This window comes from Streptococcus sp. LYSM12, from assembly GCF_004569635.1.
Taxonomy (GTDB): Bacteria; Bacillota; Bacilli; order Lactobacillales; family Streptococcaceae; genus Streptococcus.
This window is the reverse complement of sequence record NZ_SPOZ01000009.1, coordinates 20,586-40,952: the sequence shown is the minus strand read 5'-3', so window position 1 is coordinate 40,952 and position 20,367 is coordinate 20,586. Positions and strand designations below refer to the sequence as shown.

Here is a 20,367-nt window from a genome sequence, read left to right as displayed (position 1 = left end):
ATACGAACTCGGAAACCAGCCATAACAAAAGACATTCGTTTCCTTTCCACACAGCTTCAAAGATTTTCCAAACCTCTAAGGCTGATAAAGAGAAGTCTAACAAAGGTAATGGCACATTTCTTTTACTACTGCCCTAACTGGTACAAAAAGCGATACAACGACCTAGCTGTTACCTGCTTTCTTCACTTACGGATACGAAAAAACGACCCAGTGGGGAATGTCTGAAGCATTATGCCCCCTCAGATAGTGTATTAGCGTAGCGTGATATAGTCATTTCGTTTATCTTTTATTACCTCGTTCACTCGCTTTGCTGTACTCTAGCATAGCTTACAGCTCCTTGCCTAGTACTAAAAGCAAACGAAAAGACTATAAATAAAAGAGCAAGGACAATCTAGACTTCAACCTCACAATTGTCCTTGCTCTCGTTTTATTTTATTGGGGAATGGTCATCCTTATTTGATACGACCTGGGCGTTCTTTATAGCCATAGTAAGCATCTTCAATGATTTCTTGCATATGATCCACCATTGGAAGACGTGGATTTGCAGGTGTACATTGATCTTCATAGGCAAGAAGAGCCAACTCACGTGAGTATTTCTTCAATTCTTTTTCATCAACACCTTGCTCTCTTAGATTCATCTTGATTCCAACGCGTTCACCAAGATCATACACTGCTTTCGCATAAGATTCCACAGCTTCTTCTGGAGTTGAAGCTGGCAAGCCTAGCATGCGAGCAATCTCTTGGTAGCGCTCATCTGCACGGTAGTAGTTGTATTTAGGCCATGTTGCTGCTTTAGCTGGACGTGTACCGTTGTAACGGATAACATATGGTAGCAAGATAGCATTGGTACGACCGTGAACTGTGTGGAAACGTCCACCGAGCTTGTGGGCAATGGAGTGAGAAATTCCTAGGAAAGCATTGGCAAAAGCCATCCCTGCCATTGTAGAGGCATTGTGCATCTTCTCGCGAGAAGTAAAGTCTGCATTCTTAACAGAATTTTCAAGGTTTTCAAAAACAAGTTTAATCGCTTGAAGTGCAATACCGTCTGTATAGTCATTCGCCATTTGAGAAACATAGGCTTCAGTCGCGTGCGTCAAGACATCCATACCTGTATCTGCTGCTACAAATCCTGGAACTGTTAAGACAAGAGCTGGATCTACAATCGCAATCGTTGGCGTCAATGAGTAGTCAGCAAGAGGATATTTGCGGTTATTTTTCTTGTCAGAGATGACGGCAAATGGTGTCACTTCTGAACCTGTACCTGATGTTGTTGGAATACCAACGTATTTAGCTTTTTGACCCAATTCTGGGAAGCGGAAGGCACGTTTCCGAATATCCATGAATTTTTGTACCAAATCGCGGAAGTCTACTTCTGGTTGTTCATAGAAGAGCCACATAATTTTCGCAGCATCCATGACAGAACCACCACCAATAGCAATAATGGTATCTGGTGCGAATGATTTCATCGCTTCTGCACCACGTTCAACAGTTGTAATGTCTGGATCTGGCTCAATATCTGAGAACACTGTATACATGACTTTATTGGTACGTAATTGCAATTGCTCGATGACCCGTTGAACGAAACCGAGTTTGACAATCAATTCATCGGCTACGATCATGACACGTTCGACACCTGCCATTTTTTGGAGGTATTGGATTGAGTCACGTTCAAAATAAATTTTTGATGGAACTTTAAACCATTGCATATTATTTCTCCGTCTTCCCACTTTTTTAATGTTCAATAAGTTCAAGGCGCTCACGTTATCACTGATTGAGTTGCGACCATAAGAACCACAACCGAGTGTCAATGAAGGGAGAAAGGCATTGTAAACATCACCGATACCACCAAAAGTAGATGGAGAATTCCAGATAACACGGATAGCTTTGACACGCGTTCCAAATTCTTTGGCCAAGTCTTCATCTTCTGTATGGATAGCCGCAGAGTGACCTAGGCCATTAAATTCAACCATTTGGCTTGCTTTTTCCATACCATCTTCACGAGATTCTGATTTCAAGACAGCGATGACTGGTGATAATTTTTCACGTGTCAATGGTTCCTTTGGACCTACTTCTGCAACTTCTGCCGCAAGAATATTAGTTCCCTCTGGCACTTTAAAACCTGCTTGCTCCGCAATCCATGCAGCTGGTTTACCAACGATATCTGCATTCAATTTTGCTTCGCCACAGTTTTTACTGTTGGCTTTGGCACCAAAGCAGAACTCTTCGAGAAGGGCTTTTTCTTTCTTATTAACAAAGTAAACATGGTAGGACTTGAATTCTTTTACAAAATCATCATAGATTTCTTTATCGATAATCACCGCTTGTTCAGACGCACATACCATACCATTATCAAACGATTTAGACATTACGATATCATGCGCTGCTTGGCGAATATTTGCTGATTTTTCAACATAAGCTGGCACATTACCCGCACCTACACCAAGAGCTGGTTTTCCACATGAGTACGCCGCACGCACCATAGCATTACCACCTGTTGCAAGGATTGTTGCGATACCATCATGTTTCATCAACTCAGAAGTTGCTTCCATTGACGGTTTTGTAATCCACTGGATACAGTTTTCAGGAGCACCAGCTGCTACCGCTGCTTCATAAACGATACGAGCTGCATGTGCAGATGATTCTTGAGCAGACGGGTGGAAAGCAAAGATAATTGGATTGCGCGTTTTAAGAGCAATCAATGATTTAAAGATAGCTGTTGAGGTCGGGTTGGTAGTTGGAGTTACACCACAGATAACACCAACTGGCTCTGCAATCAAGGTCAAACCTGTTACTTCGTCATCTTCAATGATGCCTACTGTTTTTACACCGCGCATATTGTTCACAACATGCTCACAGGCAAACAAGTTTTTAGTAGCCTTATCTTCAAACACTCCACGTCCTGTTTCTTCACGTGCATGTTGGGCTAGGACTCCGTGTTGGTCAAGAGCGGCAACTGACGCTTTGGCTACGATATAATCTACCTGCTCTTGATTCAGTTGGCGAAATTCTTCAAGGGCTACCAATCCCTTTTGAACAAGTCCGTCAACGTGTGTGCGAGCTTCTGCTACTTTTTCCTCTGGTGATACTATTTTCTCAGCCATCTATGGTTCCTCCAAAATTGTTTTCTGTTAACTTTTATTTGTTAACTTTTTCACAAATATATTCTACACCTTTTCCACCTTCTTGTAAAGAACTTGTTAAATATTTCACAAACTATTTTAAAAATATTGTGATTTTTTCTCAAATATAGCGAAAAATCTGCCTTTTTTCGTTAACATTGTGATATTTTTCTCAAACTTTTTTTGTTTCACAAATAAAAAATCAGGAAAATTGAGAGGAGTTTTCCTGATTTTCATGATTATTTCGTCATATTTTCAAAAACAACTGTAAAATTCGTCAACACCTGCTCCAAAGGAACGGTCATTTCTTCCCGCGTTTGATTGTTCTTCACAGTCACTTGTCCTTGCTCTACTTCGCTTTCCCCAAGTGTCAGAATCAGTTTAGCTTGAAATTGATCCGCAGACTTGAACTGGGCTTTCAGCTTGCGCCCCAGATAATCACGTTCTGCCTTGAAGCCTTGACTGCGCAGAGCCTGTACCAACTCTAAAGCCTTGTCATTCACCTCCTGCCCTAAAACAGCAATGTAGACATCCAGTTCTTCTTTCAATGGAAGTTCCACTCCTTGCTTCTCAAGTACAAGGAGCAGGCGCTCAAACCCCATACCAAAGCCAAAACCTGGTGTTGCCGGTCCACCAAAATACTCGACCAAGCCATCGTAGCGACCACCTGCACAGATAGTCAACTCACTTCCAGATACCTCTGTGATAAATTCAAAAATCGTATGGTTGTAATAATCAAGACCACGCACCATATTGGTATCAATCACATAGTCAATCTTCAAGGTCTCAAGCATTTCACGCACCGTATCAAAATGTACTTGACTTTCCTCATCCAAGTAGTCCAGGATAGACGGAGCATTTGCTACAGCTACCTTGTCTTCTTTTTCCTTGCTATCAAGAACGCGGAGCGGATTTTCTTCCAAGCGGCGCTGGCTATCTTTTGACAGGGTTTCCTTGAGCGGTGTCAAATAGTCAATCAAGGCCTTGCGATAAGCTGTGCGGCTCTCCATACTTCCCAAAGTATTTAAATGCAAGGTTACATTTTGAATACCAATTTCCTTGAAAAATTGTGCAGCCATCGCAATCGTTTCTACATCTGTCGCAGGATTATTAGAGCCAAAGCACTCCACACCAATCTGGTGAAACTCACGCAAACGCCCTGCCTGCGGACGCTCATAGCGAAACATGGAGCCCATGTAGTACAATTTAACAGGCTTTTGCACCTCAGGCGCAAAGAGTTTATTCTCTACATAAGAGCGAACTACAGGAGCTGTTCCTTCCGGACGAAGCGTAATGTGACGCTCTCCCTTATCATAGAAATCATACATTTCCTTGCTGACAATATCCGTCGTATCTCCAACAGAACGACTGATGACTTCATAATGCTCAAAAATTGGCGTGCGAATTTCTTGATAGTTGTATCTACTAAAGGTGTTGCGAGCAAAGGCTTCTACATACTGCCACTTGGCAGATTCTTGGGGCAAGATATCTTGAGTTCCTTTAGGTTTTTGCAATTTCATAAAATAAATAAGATGAACGACCCTAAATCGCAGGGTAGACATTTCCTTTCTGTACTTTCTTTCCATTCTAGCATATTTCACAGGATTTTCCTATTGGTTAAAAAGTTTCCTCTTTAAAAATTTAGCCTATTAATTTTTTCAAAAAAACTCTGTCAAGTAACTTTACTTTACAACAAAAATATGATATCCTAATAAAGTTGGCAAAGACCATACATACAATTATTGTATTTGAATACGGGCTAAAAGCTCAGAAAATAGATAAATCCCTTTCCGATCCTGTGATTGGTTCGATGATTTCCTTATTTTCAATCGCTTTTTTACGCCTTTTATATCATACGGAGGAAAAAAGAAATGGCAGTACCTGCACGTCGCACATCAAAAGCGAAAAAAAACAAACGTCGTACACACTACAAATTGACAGCTCCATCTGTAAAATTTGATGAAACTACTGGGGATTACTCACGTTCTCACCGTGTATCTTTGAAAGGATACTACAAAGGACGTAAAATCGCTAAAGCTGCTGCAGCTGAATAATAGAGGGGAGATACCATGCGCGTAAATATCACACTTGAACACAAAGAATCTGGTGAACGCTTGTACCTTACTTCTAAAAACAAACGTAACACTCCAGACCGTCTTCAATTAAAAAAATACTCACCAAAATTGCGTAAGCACGTCATTTTCACTGAGGTGAAATAAGACGATATACAGAAAGCCCTTGAAATCAACGTTTCTGGGCTTTTTTATCACCTAGAAACTCATGTTACCCGATTTTTGTCCGCTTGTTTCCTTGGCACTTCATCACTCAACTCCAGCATTGTCTTCTGAATAATAGCCTTCTCCCTTTCCCAGAAGTGCAGTTCCTTTATTTGATTTTTTCTACATCCACAACATACTGTCCCGCTAGTGTTGATGTAGTAGTGTTTGATCCATATGCTACCAAAACAAAGCTAACATTCTTTTCGACATACTCTCCGATTTATGTACCAAAAAATCAATCAGACGGCTTACATCACATTCTGTTAAATGACCTCTTCTCTTATATTATCCATTTGTATCAATCCAGGATAGCTTTTGCAAGTCTGCCTAGTACCAATCTAAAGTTTCAAAATAAGGTCGCTTTATCTCATCTGATTTCTTCTGCCTCTCCATAACTTTCTACTTCAGCTAAACGATTTTCATCCGCTTTTATTGCTTACAACACCTCCGTATCCCTAACATCTTCCATATCTTAAAACACTATCTACGTCTCATTTTTTGTCCAGCTTGATTGACAATTTATGCAATGTTCGATATAATGGTAACAGAAAAGGGCAGTTGTACCAACAACTACCCCATGCAGAACCGTTTAAGACGGTGGCAGAAAATAACCGTTAAAAAATAACCGTTAACTCGACCAAAGTTACAGTGTACTGACCCCCAAAAGTTGGACATAGACGGTTATTTTTTATTGTTCATTTTTACGATAATAACAACTAAGCCAATGAGCGAAAGTATAAAACTACCGAACCCAAGCATGAGCTGTATGGCCTCGTAAACTGACAATAGTCGCTCCTTTCTCTTTGGATTTTAGCACCTACATTCATAAGCACCACCACCTTTCAGAAATCAGAGCCACCGCCTTAACTTTTCCGCTTATATAGTATAGCACGTTTTAAAATCTGATTCAATATATAAATAGGTTCTTGTTAGCCTATTTATAACACTTCTTCAAACTGTATGGAGTATCCATTTTAAATGGATACTCAAAACCACTGTCAAAGGTAGGCAAACTTTCTCTTATAAATCACATCTACAAAATAGCGCCTTTCTTATTTTATTGACAGTTTATATCATTTTAGATATAATGGTAACAGAAAAGGGCAGTTGCACCAACAACTACCCCATGCAGAACCGTTTAAGACGGTGGCAGATCTGTAATTATTAAAAATAATCGTCAGCTTGCCAAAGTTCAGACGGTTATTTTTTATTGTTCATTTTTACGATAATAACAACTAAGCCAATGAGTGACAGTATAAAACTACCGAACCCAAGCATGAGCTGTATGGCCTCGTAAATCGACAATAGTCGCTCCTTTCTCTTTGGATTTTAGCACCTACATTCATAAGCACCACCACCTTTCAGAAATCAGAGCCACCGCCTTAACTTTTCCACTTATATAGTATAGCATGTTTTAAAATCTGGTTCAATATATAAACAGGTTTTTGTTGGCCTATTTATAACACTTCTTCAAACTGTATGATTTTACCATTGGTAATTTTATTGGGACTTTTTACTCATATTTGTTCCCTTTTTACGCTCCAAATCTGACCTACGGGTGGAAGCAATAGTTATTCCCAGACCGTCTCAGCCCAAACCTAGATATGGAAGAAGTAAGGAGAAAGCGAAGCCTTTTTCTACCTGTCTTTTCGGAGCTGAAGATTTCAAGAAAGCCGTGTCATATCTGAAATCTTCACTCGCTTTTCTCATCTACTCATGCTATACTATTGATAATGATCGTTAGAAAGTCTGCATGGCCATTAGAGAATATCAAGATTGGGTTAGTCAATGTTATAAGAAGCGCAACTGGTCTACCTACAATCCCTTTCTTCGGACGAATTTTCTCTACAAAGAAGTAGGAGAATTGGCGCATGCCATTTGAAAAATGGAGATTGGACGCGATTGACCAGATGAGCCAGTTAACAGTCAAGAAGAAAACCTCCGCTCGCATTCGCGGGGAGCTAGGCCATGTCTTGGACAATCTCTTTATCATTGCGGATAAATATCAGATTTCAATAGAGGAAGTATGGCAAGCCACAAGCAAAAATTAGAAGAAAGGTTCAGGGACTAATGAAAGTAACCGTCTACTGTGGAGCAAGTTTAGGGGAAAATCCTGCCTACCAAGCAGGAACAATAGCTCTTGGAAAATGGATTGGGGAAAATGGGCATACCCTTGTCTATGGAGGTGGCAATACAGGTCTTATGAGCTTGATTGCAGATACCGTCCTGGCACACGGTGGACAGGTGATTGGCATCATTCCAGAATTTCTAAAAGACTGTGAACTTGCCCACCCCAATCTCTCGGAACTCCGTACAGTTGAAACCATGTCTGAACGCAAACTGGCGTTGATTCAAGATGCAGATGTCTTTATCGCCCTACCCGGCGGACCTGGCACTTTAGAAGAAATCAGCGAGGTCATCTCCTGGGCTAGAATTGGGAAAAATGATAAGCCCTGCATTCTCTTTAACATCGCAGGCTACTATCAAGCCTTAGAGCAATTCTTTGATACCATGGTTACAGCAGGATTTCTAACCCTTGAAGACCGTGAAAAGACACTCTTTTCAGACAAGCTAGACCAAATTGAGCAATTTATTACAGCCTACCAACCACCCGCAGCTCGTGAATATAAGAAATCTATCTAAAGCTCAAAAGCTTATAGTCCTTTAGTTTATCTTTTATGACTTCGTTCACTCGCTTTGCCGTACTCTATAAAATTGCTTTTTGAGTCTTTTTCTGCAAATTGATGTATACTATATTCAGAACCAAACCATTTGTTTGATTTTATAGTCTTTCAGTTGGATTTAGCACTAGGCAACAAGCCCCAGGCATAACTGGAATTAAGCAAGACGAGGCAGTAATGTAATAAATTTAAACCGAAAGACCCGACCATTCATTACTCTACAGAAAGAAACACGGTACAGATTGATCTGGATATCATTATAGTAGGTTCGTTTGCTTTTAAGGCTAGGCGAGTAAACCAAGATATAAAAAAGAACGAAACGACTATACCAGATAGTCTGCATTTGTACAACAACGATGGACAGACGAATCAAAAAATCACGTGCAGCTATTTACCAAGCCTTTATCCACTTGCTCAACCAGCAAAACTACGATACGATTACAGTACAGGATATTATCGACTTAGCAGATGTGGGACGTTCGACCTTTTATGCCCATTTTGCAAGCAAGGAGGTGTTACTAGAGGAGATTTGCGAAGATCTCTTTGCCCACAGCTTTGCCAAGCCTCAAGCACAAAACGATATTCACGGAACTCTTGCTCATATCTTCTACCATTTCAGAAACAATCAAGACAAGGTTGCAACTCTTTTGCTATCTAATAATTTGTATTTTACAAACCGACTCAAAAAAGAATTGCATCGTTATGTCTTTCCACTTGTTCGCACACCACTCATCCACAAAAGAAAACACGTTCCTGAAACTTTTTTAGAGCACTTTGTCGCAACAACTTTCATCGAAACCATTAACTGGTGGTTGCAACAGCGACAAGCGATTGATGAACAGACCATTGCCAGCTATTTCCTAGAAGTGATCGATAGTCGTGTTTCTGGTTTGGAGGAAACAGAAAGAAGCGATACAAAAAGGATTTTTTCTCAAGACAAAAACGCTTAGAATGAAATGTAGAAAGTCCACATTTCATTCTTTCTTATTTTCCCCAAAATTAGAAACTCCTCACCTTGCTTCTCGTAGACATATAGTCTTTTAGTTTACTTTTAGTACTAGGCAAGGAGCTGCAGGCTGTACTAGAGTACAGCAAAGCGAGTAAACGAAGTCATAAAAGATAAACGAAATGACGATATCTCTTATCAAACTCTTCGTTCACAAGTCGAGGTTCAAAACTGGCCATTTTATGCCTTGGTGTGAAATTTCTTTATAAAAGCCTTTACATTTTCTGACATTTTTTGGTATAGTATAGATTGTGATAAAATTATCAAATTAAACATGAAGTAGGTATCTATTTTGGCAGCACAAGATCAAACCTTAATGTATATGCTTGAGAAAAGCATCAAGAAAAAAGCAGCTCTGTTTGAAAGCAACTATTGGGCTTATGCTCTCCGCTCTATTTTTGCTAGTGCCTATTTGGCACTAGGAATTACGATTTCGCTCTATACAGCAGACAAGATCGAACATGTGGCAGCAGGACTTGGAAAATTCAGCTATAGTGTCATGTTCGGCTGGGGGCTTCTTATGATTCTCTATATGAATGCAGAACTTGGAACCTCCAATATGATGTATATGACGGTTGCTATCTACCGCAAAGTCATTCCGACCAAGACAGCTCTGAAAATCTTAGCTAGCTGCATTTTCTTTAACTTTATCGGAGCAATACTGGTCTGCTTCCTCATTGCACAAACAACCCCTTTTTCAATCGGGCATGTGGCGACCGATAGCTACCTGATTCAAGGTACGATTGCTAAAATAGCGAAAACACCTCTAACCCAGTTTATCGAAGGGATTTTTGCCAATATGGTAGTCAATATCGCCGTCTTTGCCTTTCTAAAAATGAAAGATGACGCCGGAAAAATAATAGGAGTCATCTTCATCATCTTTATCTTTGCTTTCTTTGGCTTCGAGCACGTTATTGCCAATTTTTCAAGCTTCTCTCTTGCTATCTTTGCAACAGGAGGCCCCGTCGAAGGCATGAATAGCTTATCCGTCCTGTCTAATTTCCTCTTCTCAGGTTTAGGAAACTATGTCGGTGGTGGCTTGGTAATCGGGCTACTCTACAGCTGGTTGAATGCACAACCGACCACCTATATAGACTGATACTCAATACCAACAAAAAGAGGCTGGACAGAAAGTCCACCTCCACTTCTCAGAGTTCGTATCAAGGTATCAGCGCAGTCGTTGCAGCAGATTTGTTCGTGTTTTACATTCTAAAGCCAACCTCATCAACTTGTGCAGGGATGGGAGGAAATAGACCGTTTCAGCCCGAACCTAGAATGGGAGAAGAGTACGGGAGAAACCGAACTCTTTTTCTACCTACCTATCAACTTCTTTCCCCCTCCCTATTTGGTATAACCGTTTCGTTTATTTTTAGTACTAGGAAAGGAGTCCCAGGTAGTACTGGAGTACAGCAAGACGAGTTAACGAAGTAATAAAAATATAAACTAAATGACTATTTCAAACAATACTAGGACAACAGCACCTCCGAAAAGTAATGCCGAACTACGATACTTTTCGGAGGTGCTTTTTGATATGAGCCCATGTTTTCCCAATGGACTTGTCGTCAGTGAATAGGGAGGAAGAGCTAGAAGTTGATGACCTTGCTCTTCCCATAAGACCTTTATCCTAGTCATTCCATGAACCCTTGTATTAGCTATCATAATAACAGATACTGTATCTAACATTCGTAACGAGAATTTCTGAAACTAGGCTTCGAAAAAGTCGCTCGTCATAGTATCTTCGTAAATCATCAGAGCTACAAGCTCACCACTTATCAAACCCGCAAGGAAAGATATCCTCCGGCATCTTCTTCCAGATGCTTGACCTACTGTCAATGAATCTCTCAATGGGCAACCGTACTCTCGGTAAAAGCAGGTATCAAAACTCGTTTCATCACTCTAAACAGGAGGTTGCCTTAAGTTATTGACATCTTTAAGAAACCATTCTGCTTTTTCAGATGCTTGGTCGTTCTTTTTCGAGAGTATCCCGTAGGTAGCTTTGAGAGCATAGTGGATAACAGTTGGATGACAGCCAGATGAGCTTCAAGATAGGCTCTTCGTTTGTCTTTATCCACTTTTCTTGACTTGGTTACTACACTCACCTCTTTTTCTCTCTGGGTTTTAACCATTCCTAAATGGCATTACGTGAGATTTGGAAAACAGTAGCTACTTCTGAAATACGACCTATTTTGTTACAAGATGCGATCACTTTTTTACGAAAATCTAGTGAATATACCATATCAATAGCATCTCACAACTGTACTGCTTTTATATCATTTTGCCCTATCCAGTGAAAACTCTTTCACTTCACCATCATAAGTAGCCCATTCCTTACTGAAAAAAGCTGGGTTGAGCTGATAAGTAGGAGCAGGTTGGGGATTTGCAACAAAAGGATCTACCACCTTGTCAAATTCGAGCCAACCAAGCCAGCCCATGTGAATAGTATCTTGCATGAAGTAAGGCCTACCACCATCTTTTGAAAAATCAGCAATATTGGTAAAACCTTGACTCTGTAGTTGATACTTAATCTTTTCAACGGTCTGTTGATACATGTCCTCACGTAAGCCTGTATACGCCATCCATTTCTCATTCACTGGTGGAATGACAAAGAGAACATTGGTCTTTGATTTGGCAAACTGAGTTAAAACCAGTTGCAAATCATTGTATTCAGGGGACTTAATATAGGATACATTTTTTTGGGCACCCTTTAGTTGCTCTATTTTTGATTTTAACCGTTTCTTGTAAAACTGATCGTCAATCCCTAAATCATTGCTCTTGGTGTGTTCTTTCGCTTCTTGAATTGCTACTTTTTCAAGAGCTTCGTAAGAAAATTCCTCTGGTAACTGGTCCAATCTTGGCAATACAGCTCGGTCATAGTAGTGATTATAACTTGGTATCAAACTACTAAAAAATATGTCCTGTCGCTTGTTGATGCGCGCCATCAGATTCATAAACTGGTCTTCTGACGCAGATAAATCTGATCCTTCTGCGACTTTCTTGACAATATCTGCCATCGTAACATTCGGATAGAGCTGCAAGAGGCGCTCTGCCGCATGATGAGCAGCCTTATCTCCTGTCTGTTGGGTCAAAAAACTGGTCAACTGGTCACTATTAAAATACTGCTGAAAGGCACTCGCATCATAACCCGTCTTGGTAAACCACTGGGGTGATACGACATACACAACTGTGTTATTTTCAAGTTCTGGCAACATCTGCTGCATGCCAAAATATTGGTTGAGAGAAGCCGCACCGCGTTGTCCTAATAAGTAAGGACGGTAGCCACGGTCATACTTCTCCGCTAAAACAGACGGATGCATACTATCAAAGCGCAACCACTCGCTTGAGCCAAAGAAAGGAACAAAGCGGTGATTGGTATCTGTAAGTGCCTGAACTTTTGGCATTCGTCCCTTAAAGCTAGTAGCAGTCAGTGTCACAGCAGAACGTTTTTCTGCCTGAAAATTATGGTGAAGATTTGTCGGATAAAAGACGAGTAAGAAAACGACCAACAAGGCTGCACAAAAGACTGGGCCTAAAATGAGCCATAGGCGCTTAAGCATTTCTCAACTCCATAATCCCTTCGATGATTTTATTGGCTGTATTCCAGTCATCACGCCCAAATTCTGACACGGGTACACGGATATTAAAACGAGATTCGATTTCAACAATCAACTCCACCGTTCCCATACTATCTAAAACACCTGCATCAAACAAGTCTTCATCCATCATTTCTGACACATCTTCCATAAACAATTCATCAATTATTTCAATTACTTCTGCTTTAATATCCATCAAAAACTCCTTTTTATTTCTTAAACCATAGGTCATTTAAAAATCCAGAAAAGATTAAAAATGACAACATCACCACATGAAAGGTCACTACCATTCCTAGAGCCTGTGTAAAGCGATTGGTAGGCAAGGGGGCAAGCCCTACTTTTTGACGCTCCTTATTAAGCGCTTTTTTCTTACGAATCCAAGCATCATTAACCACCAAACCTAGACCGTGAAAGAGACCGTAAGCGATATAATACCAGGTCACACCATGCCACAAGCCCATGAGAAGCATATTGAGCAAGTAGGCTACACTTGACGTTGTATTGCGGTTTTTAAAGACCTTATTGCGCATGAAAACCATGACCAAGCGCATGAATACAAAATCACGGAACCAAAATGATAAGCTAATATGCCAACGATTCCAAAATTCCTTGAGATCGCACGATAAAAAAGGCTTGTCAAAGTTTCGTGGACTATCAATCCCCATCAGATAGGAAATAGCAACCGCAAACATAGAATAGCCTGCAAAGTCAAAGAACAAATCAAGTCCAAAGGCATACATGACTCCCAAAGTCGGCAAATTGAACCAACCACCTTGTGATAGAGCATATTGCTTGAGCGGTGGTAAAATCATGGAACCCAAGATATGGGCCAAGATGAATTTATACAAAAATCCCAGCATCAGATAGCGCACAGCCACCTCTAGCATATCGAGTAACTCGTTTCGATTAGGGATACTGCGATAATTTTCTTCAAAGCGACGGAAACGATCAATCGGACCGCCTGAAAAAGTCGGCAGAAACAGTAAAAAGCGCCAGAATTGCCATAGATTGAAATCTTTTAAGACACCATCTCGCATCTCAATCATCATACCAACCGAACGGAAAGTCAGATAGGAAATGCCTAGAAAGCCAAAGAGCGATTGATGACCTGAAATAGCAGGTAGAACCTTAACCAACGTTAAAGGTAGGACTGCAAGCAAAACATGGAGATAAAACATCCATTTGTTATCCTTTTTTGTCCGGTACCATTTATAGCTAAAGACCCAGCTTGTTTGCCAGGTTACATAAAAGAAGAGAGCCACAAGTTGAGCCGGACTATCCCCTGTCAACATAAAGACAATAAATGCCAGGCTCACCAATCCCTCATACCAGGCAAAGCGCTTCTTGAAAAATAGACCAATAAAAATGGGGAACACCGCTGCAAGTAGATAAACGAAATACTGAGGCTCCCCATAAGGCTCCAAATGCGGAAACTGCTTTAGAAAATCCATCATCGGTTGTTTACCTCATTGATTAGGCCCTTAATGTCAATCTTCCCATTTGGTGTCAAAGGTAAACTTTCACGATAGAGGAATTTGGAGGGTATCATATAAGACATCATAATATCCTCCAAGTTTTCCTTGATTGCCTTGGTCATATCAATATCACGTTCAAACTGCTCGCGCACACCCTCTTTCAAGATGACATAGGCTAAGAGATTTTGCACCTTGTGATCCTTGTTGTAGCGCGGAACAGCAACTGCAGATTTGATATATTGTGATTTATTAAGATTTTGAGAAACATCTTCTAGCTCAATGCGATAGCCGTTAAACTTGATTTGGAAATCCATTCGACCACTATATAACAGCAGCCCCTCTTCCGTCATAGCACCCACATCCCCTGTATGGTAAGCTGGTAAACCCTCAAATTCAAAGAAGGCTTCCGCTGTCTTTTCAGGATTGTTCAGATAACCTTTTGATACGGCAGGACCCGAGATGATAATTTCTCCCTGCTCACCAACTGGCAGTTTATTCCCTTTTTCATCGATAATAAATGTTGGTGAATCGTCTTTTGTATAGCCAATCGGCAAACGTTTGAGAGTTTTCAACATCTCATCTGTCACTGCTACTGCTGAAAGGGCAACCGTTGCCTCAGTCGGACCATAGGCATTGATAATCCGTACATTCGGAAAACGGTCGCGAAGTTTTTGAGCTGTTTTAACGGTCAATTCCTCGCCATCAAAGTAGAAATGCGTGATGTGTGGCATATTCTTAGCATTGAAATCTTCAGATAACATAGCCAAATCAGCAAAAGACGGTGTCGAAGTCCAAATGGCTATTGGCAAATCCAAAATCGTTGCAAATAATTTTTTAAAGTCCTGCGCCATACTACTTGGTAAAGCAAATAAGGTTCCTCCTAGCGCTAGGGTCGGTGCCCAATACATGACCGATAAATCAAAAGAATACGGAGGTTGAGCCAGCATCTGGGGACGACTTGGTGTAGCAAACTCCTTATCTGTAATCATCCAGTTGGTGAAGCTGAGCAGATTATCATGAGAAATCTGCACCCCCTTAGGCTGACCAGTTGTACCAGAGGTAAAAATGATATAGTAGTTATCATCGCCCTTAACCGAATGGGTTATAGTATAGGCTGTTTTTTCTACAAAAGCATCCTTGATATCAGAAAGATTCAGCTTGGGTATAGACACTTCCAAGGGAAAATCTACAATCCCGATAACCAAACCCGGCTCTGCCACCTCTAAAATAGCCGACACTCGCTCCAAGGCAGAGTGACTATCAATCGGAATGTAGGCATGACCAGACTTAGTAAGCGCTACAAAGGTTGCAAGCATTTCATATTCTTGTCCACCAAAGACAAGGACAGGAGATTTTGCAGGTAGGTTAAGACTATCAATCTTTGCTGCGAGACTATCTGAATCTTCTTTCAAATCACGATAGGTATGCACTTCACCCAAGATATTATAGACGGGAAAGTCTGGCTGAGTCACTGCATACTGCTCAATCGTTTCAATCATATCCTTAATCATCAATCGTGTCACCATTCACCTCTAAAATTCGTTATAAATAAAGCCACCTTGTCCTTGTCCAAGGTAGGAAAAAAAGTATAATAGAGCCAGAAAAATCACAAAATACAGTAATGTTTGCCCTACAAACTTGCATACAATTTGATATTGTTTCATCTCGAATCACTCATTTATCCAAAAATAGTCACTCTATTTTACCATGTTCTATAAGAAATATTCAATCTAAAACCGTTGCGGATTCCTCCCCTTGTTTCTAAAACAACTCGTATCATCATTTCCCCATCAATATGTTGTTTTTTGCATTCCTCTATAAAAAGGCGTATAATAACAGGACATCAAAAGGAGGTTCCTCTATGAAAAAGCTCAGCAAAAATGCCCATATCCGCATACTCAGTCCCTCATCATCCATTAAACGCATCGGCGGTTTCGATGCCAATCTTGCTGCCAAAGAGCGTTTGGAACGTCTTGGTTTTCAACTCTCATTTTCAAGACACTACAATGAGCATGATTTGCTCGGCTCTGCATCGATTGAAAGCCGTGTGACAGACTTACACGAAGCATTTTTAGATGATTGCGTAGACATGATTTTAGCCACAATCGGTGGTTTTAACTGCAATGAGCTCCTCCCTTATTTGGACTATGACTTGATAAAAGCACACCCCAAACCTTTTTGTGGTTATTCAGACACCACGGCTCTACTCAATGCTATCTATGCTAAGACAGGACTCAAAACCTACATGGGGCCTGCCTATTCTAGCTTTAAAATGGAAGCACTCCAAGACTATCAGACTGAAAGTTGGCTAAAAGCCTTGACCCAAACTTCCTATAGCTTAACTCCAAGCAAAAAATGGGGTAGTAATGCCTGGTATCTCCCCGATGCAGAGATGATTTTTCACAAGACCGAGTGGAAAGTGTATCATCATGGACAAGCCGTGGCGACTGCTCTCGGTGGTAATCTCTCAACTTTCTCGCTTCTACGTGGTACACCCTATGCACCGCAGGAAGAAGACTACCTTTTCTTTTTAGAAGAGGCCGAAGAAAATGATTACTACGACTTTGATCGAACGCTAGCAGCACTTCTCCAAGCCTATCCAGAGCCAAAAGCCGTTCTCATCGGGCGTTTCCCAAAAGAATGTGGCATGACCCAAGAACTCCTACTCTATATCCTGGATAAATATCCTATATTAAAGACAATTCCAGTGATGTACGATATGGACTTTGCCCATACGCAACCTCTTTTTACAATTCCTATCGGAGCAAAAATACACGTCGATACCCAGACCATGGCTGTACATGTTGAGAAAGAGTAGAAAGTCATATCTCATGAAATGGAACGGCGCACTCCAAAGTGAGCTAGAAAATCTAATGTTTGAGGTAATGTTCTATGAAATTAGGCTATTGAGATAGAGGTCTATTTAAGAATTGTATAGTCATTTCGTTTATCTTTTATTACTTCGTTCACTCGCTTTGCCATACTCCAGTACAGCCTGCAGCTCCTTGCCTAGTACTAAAAGTAAACTAAAAGACTATAAAAAGTTGAAAATAACAATAGCAAAGCTAGGTACAGGCTGTACTTGAGGTACAGAAAAGTGCTGCTGACCCCATTTGAAGTTGATTTTCGCAGGGATAAATTCCGTCAGCCAATTCCTTGTTATAAATACGAGGCCCTGAACCAGGAGAAACATCCCTCATTCCCTTACCTTGAAGCAAGAAATAAGAGATGAAGCTTTTTCTAAGGAACAATATCAATACCAGTCTCACTCCAACATTTTAGGACTAAAATGAATCGTTCTCTCCCTACCACTCAAAGAAAACAGCACAGATAATGAGGGTTCTTTAATCTCCTACAGTCGGAGATGTTCTATAACTATAAAAAACCTTTCCCTCACTGGGTGAACTAATGCTAGCTATCACTGAGTAGCTTTTTACTACAAAAACGAAAAGGACTTGGTCTTGTACAATACAGAACCAAATCCTTGTATTTATAATTCCAAATCTTTAGGGACTAGCACATAAGCCACTCTTTTTCTTCTACCTAAAATCCCCATAACTGGGGATTTTCTCATTTCTCAGCATCTATTCGAACTGGACGGAAGATAAGGAGACCTAACGCCATGAACCCGATGAGAAATAGGCTCAAAATGGTTACCTGGTGACTGATATGATTTCCCATGGAAATGGTCTGACGGAGACCTGCCACCGTATAGGTCATTGGTAAATAGGGTTGAACCTTTTGGAAAAAGTTTGGGCTTAACTCAATCGGGTAGGTTCCTGCACTTGAGCCCAGTTGTAATAATAAGAGAAGCAAGGCCGCAAACGATCCTAAATGATTATTCCAGCCAATCAGAGCTGTAACCAGAGCCATGAAAGTCCAGGCCGCAAGGAGAATTAGACCAAAGGTTGCAAGGGGATAGCTTGAGTCTATGCCAATCAAATGAAGTGTAGCGTACAGAATCACACTAGCTAGTGTCGCAATAGTACCATTGATTACGAGCTTATTACTTGCCCACTCTGAACGTGAGCTATATTCTTTCCCGTCGATACGTTTAGCAAAAATGACATTGGTTGAAAGAGCCACAACCATCAGAGCAACAGACACCATATAAGGCGCCATACCTACCCCATTGGTCGGAACCTTATCCTTATCTTGATGAGATAGCGTAACAGGTTTTGACACCATATCCGCATTGTTACGCTCCACCGCAACAAGAGATAGTTGCTCATGCGCCTGACTCAAAGAACCTGCCAAACTATCTGTTCCTGTCTGGAGTTTATCAACTCCAGCGACCAGTTCTTGACCACCACTTTGCAATTTGTCCGTACCTGCCTGTAATTGCTTAGAGCCGTCAGCCAAGCGCCCGACGCCCGTTACAAGACTTGCAGAGTTGCTATCTAGAGCCTCAAGACCTGAGGCTATTTGACTTGCTCCTGCCATGATCTTGCCATTGTTTTTGACTAACTGGTTAGCCCCATTACTCAGCTGGGCAACCGCATCAGTATAGAGGGTCACGCCTTGTCCGAGACGATCGCTACCACTTGCCAAGGCAGACTGCAATTGTCCTACACCTCCTGCCAAGGTTTGACTACCTGATGCTAATTGAGAAAGAGCACTATTTGCCTGATGAAGACCACCTGACAATTCTGTAATCGCCATAGTGGCACCTGGCAAGGCTTGATTGGCTCCAGCTGCTAATTGTTGAACTCCCTCTTTCAAACCTGCTACTTGGCCTGCCATTCCGCCTGTATTTCCCAAAACAGCAAGAGTGTTCTGCATGCTAGCAAGTTCTTGTAAAATCGCCTGTGCCTGTGCTACCGTTGTAGACGGATGCGCCTCAATAGCTGCTACTAATTCCGCTTGTTGATTAGCATCCATGGTCTGATAAGCTGATGTTGCTTGCAGGGCTACTATACTAGCTTCCTTATCTGCCTGGCTAGAAACTATCATGGTTTGGGCCTGAGCCCCAATCGTCTGTAAACTAGTTGTAATTGTCGCCGTTTCAAGATTTGGAACCGTCAACCCTGAAACGTGCGTATTTAGTTCGTTGATGCCTTCTTGTAAACCGGAAAGACCTTGGATTAAACTAACTAGGCTCGCTTCCTGCTCTTTCGATGAGGTCGTTGCTGTAGCTAATTGTGACAAGCTATCACTAATTCGATTAGCCCCTGCAACTAACTCTTGAATCTGGTCTTGACCAGACTGTAGTTGCTTGACCCCTGCAAGTAATTCAGCAGACTTGTCATCCAGTTGACTAGCTCCTCCGGCTAGACTTTCTACACCATTCGTATAGGGTAATAAACCATTTACAAGCCCCGTTCCACCCCTTGTGGCTTGGGCTACACCGTCCGTATAGCGAACGAGACCTGAGTGGAGCTGATCTGCTCCTTCTGACAGGGTTTGAGTAGAGGTTGCAAGCGTCCCCAAGCCATTTGCTAACGTCTGACTTCCTGCCACAAGAGCCTGACTTCCATGATTGAGCTGCTGTCCCCCATCTGCTGCCTTACCGAGACCAGCTTGTAATTGTGACATGCTAGAAAATACTGCTCTTGTATAGGTTTGGGTAATATTTTCGGACACAGATTCTTGAAGCTTATTCATGGCTGATTCGCCCATTTTTGCAGCGACAAAACTATGACCTTTTGAGGTCTGATAGTCAATCTTTAATTGCTCTGGCTTGTCTGTCAAGAGGCTAGCAGCTTTTTGGGACAAATCAGCTGGCAAGGTGACAACCATATAATAGGTACCTGCTTCTAACCCTTTTTCTGCATCTTCACTTGAGACAAAGTGAAAATCAAGGTTCTCACTTTCTTTCATTGATTTCACCATGTCCTGCCCAATCTTCAAGTCTTTACCCTGAAATTCAGATGCTAGATCTTTATTGACTACCGCAACAGGCAAATTCTTGACATTGCCATAGGGATCCCACATGGAGGTTAAAAAACTTAGATTATAAAGGGCTGGAATACAGGCAACCCCAATCATCACAATCCATAGGCTTGGCTTTTTTAGGATATGCTTCATTTGTTCTAACATACTATTCTCCTTCATACTTTATATAGTCTTTTAGCTTACTTTTAGTACTAGGCAACGAGTTGCAGGCTGTACTAGAGTACGGCAAAGCGAGTTAACGAAATAATAAAAGATAAACGAAAGGACTATAAAAACAACATCCAACTTAGGAGGCGATATCATCTCGATTTCAGAGGGCTTG

At 41.2% G+C, this 20,367-nt stretch carries 16 protein-coding genes and 2 pseudogenes; 7 read left to right on the top strand and 11 right to left on the bottom strand.

The window, feature by feature from the left end; genetic code table 11:
• Positions 1–452 precede the first annotated feature (452 nt).
• Positions 453–3,101: a bifunctional acetaldehyde-CoA/alcohol dehydrogenase gene (gene adhE / locus E4T79_RS04235; RefSeq protein WP_135028025.1), complete on the bottom strand. Its 2,649-nt coding sequence runs from the start codon at positions 3,099–3,101 to the stop codon at positions 453–455.
• Between the two features lie 257 nt (positions 3,102–3,358).
• Positions 3,359–4,639, bottom strand: a complete 1,281-nt coding sequence (gene hisS / locus E4T79_RS04230; RefSeq protein WP_135028091.1) for a histidine--tRNA ligase — start codon at positions 4,637–4,639, stop codon at positions 3,359–3,361.
• A gap of 351 nt (positions 4,640–4,990) precedes the next feature.
• Between hisS and rpmF the strand changes: the two genes are divergently transcribed.
• Both rpmF and rpmG read left to right on the top strand, forming a co-directional pair.
• Positions 4,991–5,173, top strand: a complete 183-nt coding sequence (gene rpmF, locus E4T79_RS04225; RefSeq protein ID WP_067088000.1) for a 50S ribosomal protein L32 — start codon at positions 4,991–4,993, stop codon at positions 5,171–5,173.
• Between the two features lie 15 nt (positions 5,174–5,188).
• Entirely contained in the window at positions 5,189–5,338 is a 150-nt protein-coding gene (gene rpmG, locus E4T79_RS04220) for a 50S ribosomal protein L33 (RefSeq protein ID WP_002262412.1), read from the top strand.
• Between the two features lie 741 nt (positions 5,339–6,079).
• Here the strand turns inward: rpmG and E4T79_RS04215 are convergent.
• Together E4T79_RS04215 and E4T79_RS04210 are read right to left on the bottom strand one after the other, a co-directional pair.
• A complete protein-coding gene (locus tag E4T79_RS04215; RefSeq protein ID WP_167752617.1) occupies positions 6,080–6,184 on the bottom strand; it encodes a putative holin-like toxin in 105 nt (34 codons plus the stop codon).
• 414 nt (positions 6,185–6,598) lie between these two features.
• Complete coding sequence (locus E4T79_RS04210) at positions 6,599–6,703, bottom strand: putative holin-like toxin (protein ID WP_135028023.1); 105 nt, start codon at positions 6,701–6,703, stop codon at positions 6,599–6,601.
• Between the two features lie 448 nt (positions 6,704–7,151).
• Here E4T79_RS04210 and E4T79_RS04205 point away from each other — a divergent pair.
• The 4 genes and pseudogenes from E4T79_RS04205 (at position 7,152) to E4T79_RS04190 (ending at position 10,184) form a co-directional block, all read left to right on the top strand.
• Positions 7,152–7,469 (top strand): annotated as a pseudogene (locus E4T79_RS04205) (MazG-like family protein).
• Positions 7,469–8,041 (top strand): TIGR00730 family Rossman fold protein, encoded by a 573-nt coding sequence (locus tag E4T79_RS04200; RefSeq protein WP_135028021.1) that lies wholly within the window; start codon positions 7,469–7,471, stop codon positions 8,039–8,041. The pseudogene E4T79_RS04205 and the gene E4T79_RS04200 overlap by 1 nt, the downstream one beginning before the upstream one ends.
• A gap of 394 nt (positions 8,042–8,435) precedes the next feature.
• Complete coding sequence (locus E4T79_RS04195; RefSeq protein ID WP_135028019.1) at positions 8,436–9,029, top strand: TetR/AcrR family transcriptional regulator; 594 nt, start codon at positions 8,436–8,438, stop codon at positions 9,027–9,029.
• Positions 9,030–9,377: 348 nt separating this feature from the next.
• Positions 9,378–10,184 carry a formate/nitrite transporter family protein gene (locus tag E4T79_RS04190; protein WP_135028017.1) on the top strand — a complete coding sequence of 269 codons (807 nt, stop codon included), beginning with the start codon at positions 9,378–9,380 and terminating at the stop codon, positions 10,182–10,184.
• Between the two features lie 402 nt (positions 10,185–10,586).
• Here the strand turns inward: E4T79_RS04190 and E4T79_RS04185 are convergent.
• The 6 genes and pseudogenes from E4T79_RS04185 to E4T79_RS04160 form a co-directional block, all read right to left on the bottom strand.
• Positions 10,587–11,321: pseudogene (locus tag E4T79_RS04185) on the bottom strand (transposase).
• Positions 11,322–11,355: 34 nt separating this feature from the next.
• Entirely contained in the window at positions 11,356–12,639 is a 1,284-nt protein-coding gene (gene dltD / locus E4T79_RS04180; RefSeq protein WP_135028015.1) for a D-alanyl-lipoteichoic acid biosynthesis protein DltD, read from the bottom strand.
• On the bottom strand, positions 12,632–12,871 hold the full coding sequence (dltC, locus tag E4T79_RS04175) for a D-alanine--poly(phosphoribitol) ligase subunit DltC (RefSeq protein ID WP_135028013.1): 240 nt from the start codon (positions 12,869–12,871) through the stop codon (positions 12,632–12,634). The genes dltD and dltC overlap by 8 nt, the downstream gene beginning before the upstream one ends.
• A gap of 13 nt (positions 12,872–12,884) precedes the next feature.
• Positions 12,885–14,129, bottom strand: coding sequence for a D-alanyl-lipoteichoic acid biosynthesis protein DltB (gene dltB / locus E4T79_RS04170; protein ID WP_135028011.1), 1,245 nt, complete (start codon positions 14,127–14,129; stop codon positions 12,885–12,887).
• A complete protein-coding gene (dltA, locus tag E4T79_RS04165) occupies positions 14,126–15,673 on the bottom strand; it encodes a D-alanine--poly(phosphoribitol) ligase subunit DltA (protein WP_135028088.1) in 1,548 nt (515 codons plus the stop codon). The genes dltB and dltA overlap by 4 nt, the downstream gene beginning before the upstream one ends.
• 9 nt (positions 15,674–15,682) lie before the next feature.
• Positions 15,683–15,814: a teichoic acid D-Ala incorporation-associated protein DltX gene (locus E4T79_RS04160; RefSeq protein WP_135028008.1), complete on the bottom strand. Its 132-nt coding sequence runs from the start codon at positions 15,812–15,814 to the stop codon at positions 15,683–15,685.
• Between the two features lie 197 nt (positions 15,815–16,011).
• Here E4T79_RS04160 and E4T79_RS04155 point away from each other — a divergent pair, with 197 nt between their 5' ends.
• Positions 16,012–16,968: a S66 peptidase family protein gene (locus E4T79_RS04155; RefSeq protein ID WP_135028006.1), complete on the top strand. Its 957-nt coding sequence runs from the start codon at positions 16,012–16,014 to the stop codon at positions 16,966–16,968.
• A gap of 752 nt (positions 16,969–17,720) precedes the next feature.
• Here E4T79_RS04155 and E4T79_RS04150 read toward each other — a convergent pair.
• Positions 17,721–20,189, bottom strand: coding sequence for a YhgE/Pip domain-containing protein (locus E4T79_RS04150; protein WP_135028004.1), 2,469 nt, complete (start codon positions 20,187–20,189; stop codon positions 17,721–17,723).
• Between the last annotated feature and the right edge of the window lie 178 nt (positions 20,190–20,367).

What these genes read in the sequence shown, in the direction of transcription:
- hisS (WP_135028091.1), bottom strand. Translation starts at nt 4,639, where the DNA reads ATGAAATTGCAAAAACCTAAAGGAACTCAAGATATCTTGCCCCAAGAA.
- E4T79_RS04160 (WP_135028008.1), bottom strand. Translation starts at nt 15,814, where the DNA reads ATGAAACAATATCAAATTGTATGCAAGTTTGTAGGGCAAACATTACTG.
- dltD (WP_135028015.1), bottom strand. Translation starts at nt 12,639, where the DNA reads ATGCTTAAGCGCCTATGGCTCATTTTAGGCCCAGTCTTTTGTGCAGCC.
- E4T79_RS04195 (WP_135028019.1), top strand. Translation starts at nt 8,436, where the DNA reads ATGGACAGACGAATCAAAAAATCACGTGCAGCTATTTACCAAGCCTTT.
- rpmG (WP_002262412.1), top strand. Translation starts at nt 5,189, where the DNA reads ATGCGCGTAAATATCACACTTGAACACAAAGAATCTGGTGAACGCTTG.
- dltB (WP_135028011.1), bottom strand. Translation starts at nt 14,129, where the DNA reads ATGATGGATTTTCTAAAGCAGTTTCCGCATTTGGAGCCTTATGGGGAG.
- E4T79_RS04150 (WP_135028004.1), bottom strand. Translation starts at nt 20,189, where the DNA reads ATGTTAGAACAAATGAAGCATATCCTAAAAAAGCCAAGCCTATGGATT.
- rpmF (WP_067088000.1), top strand. Translation starts at nt 4,991, where the DNA reads ATGGCAGTACCTGCACGTCGCACATCAAAAGCGAAAAAAAACAAACGT.
- E4T79_RS04200 (WP_135028021.1), top strand. Translation starts at nt 7,469, where the DNA reads ATGAAAGTAACCGTCTACTGTGGAGCAAGTTTAGGGGAAAATCCTGCC.
- adhE (WP_135028025.1), bottom strand. Translation starts at nt 3,101, where the DNA reads ATGGCTGAGAAAATAGTATCACCAGAGGAAAAAGTAGCAGAAGCTCGC.
- E4T79_RS04155 (WP_135028006.1), top strand. Translation starts at nt 16,012, where the DNA reads ATGAAAAAGCTCAGCAAAAATGCCCATATCCGCATACTCAGTCCCTCA.
- dltC (WP_135028013.1), bottom strand. Translation starts at nt 12,871, where the DNA reads ATGGATATTAAAGCAGAAGTAATTGAAATAATTGATGAATTGTTTATG.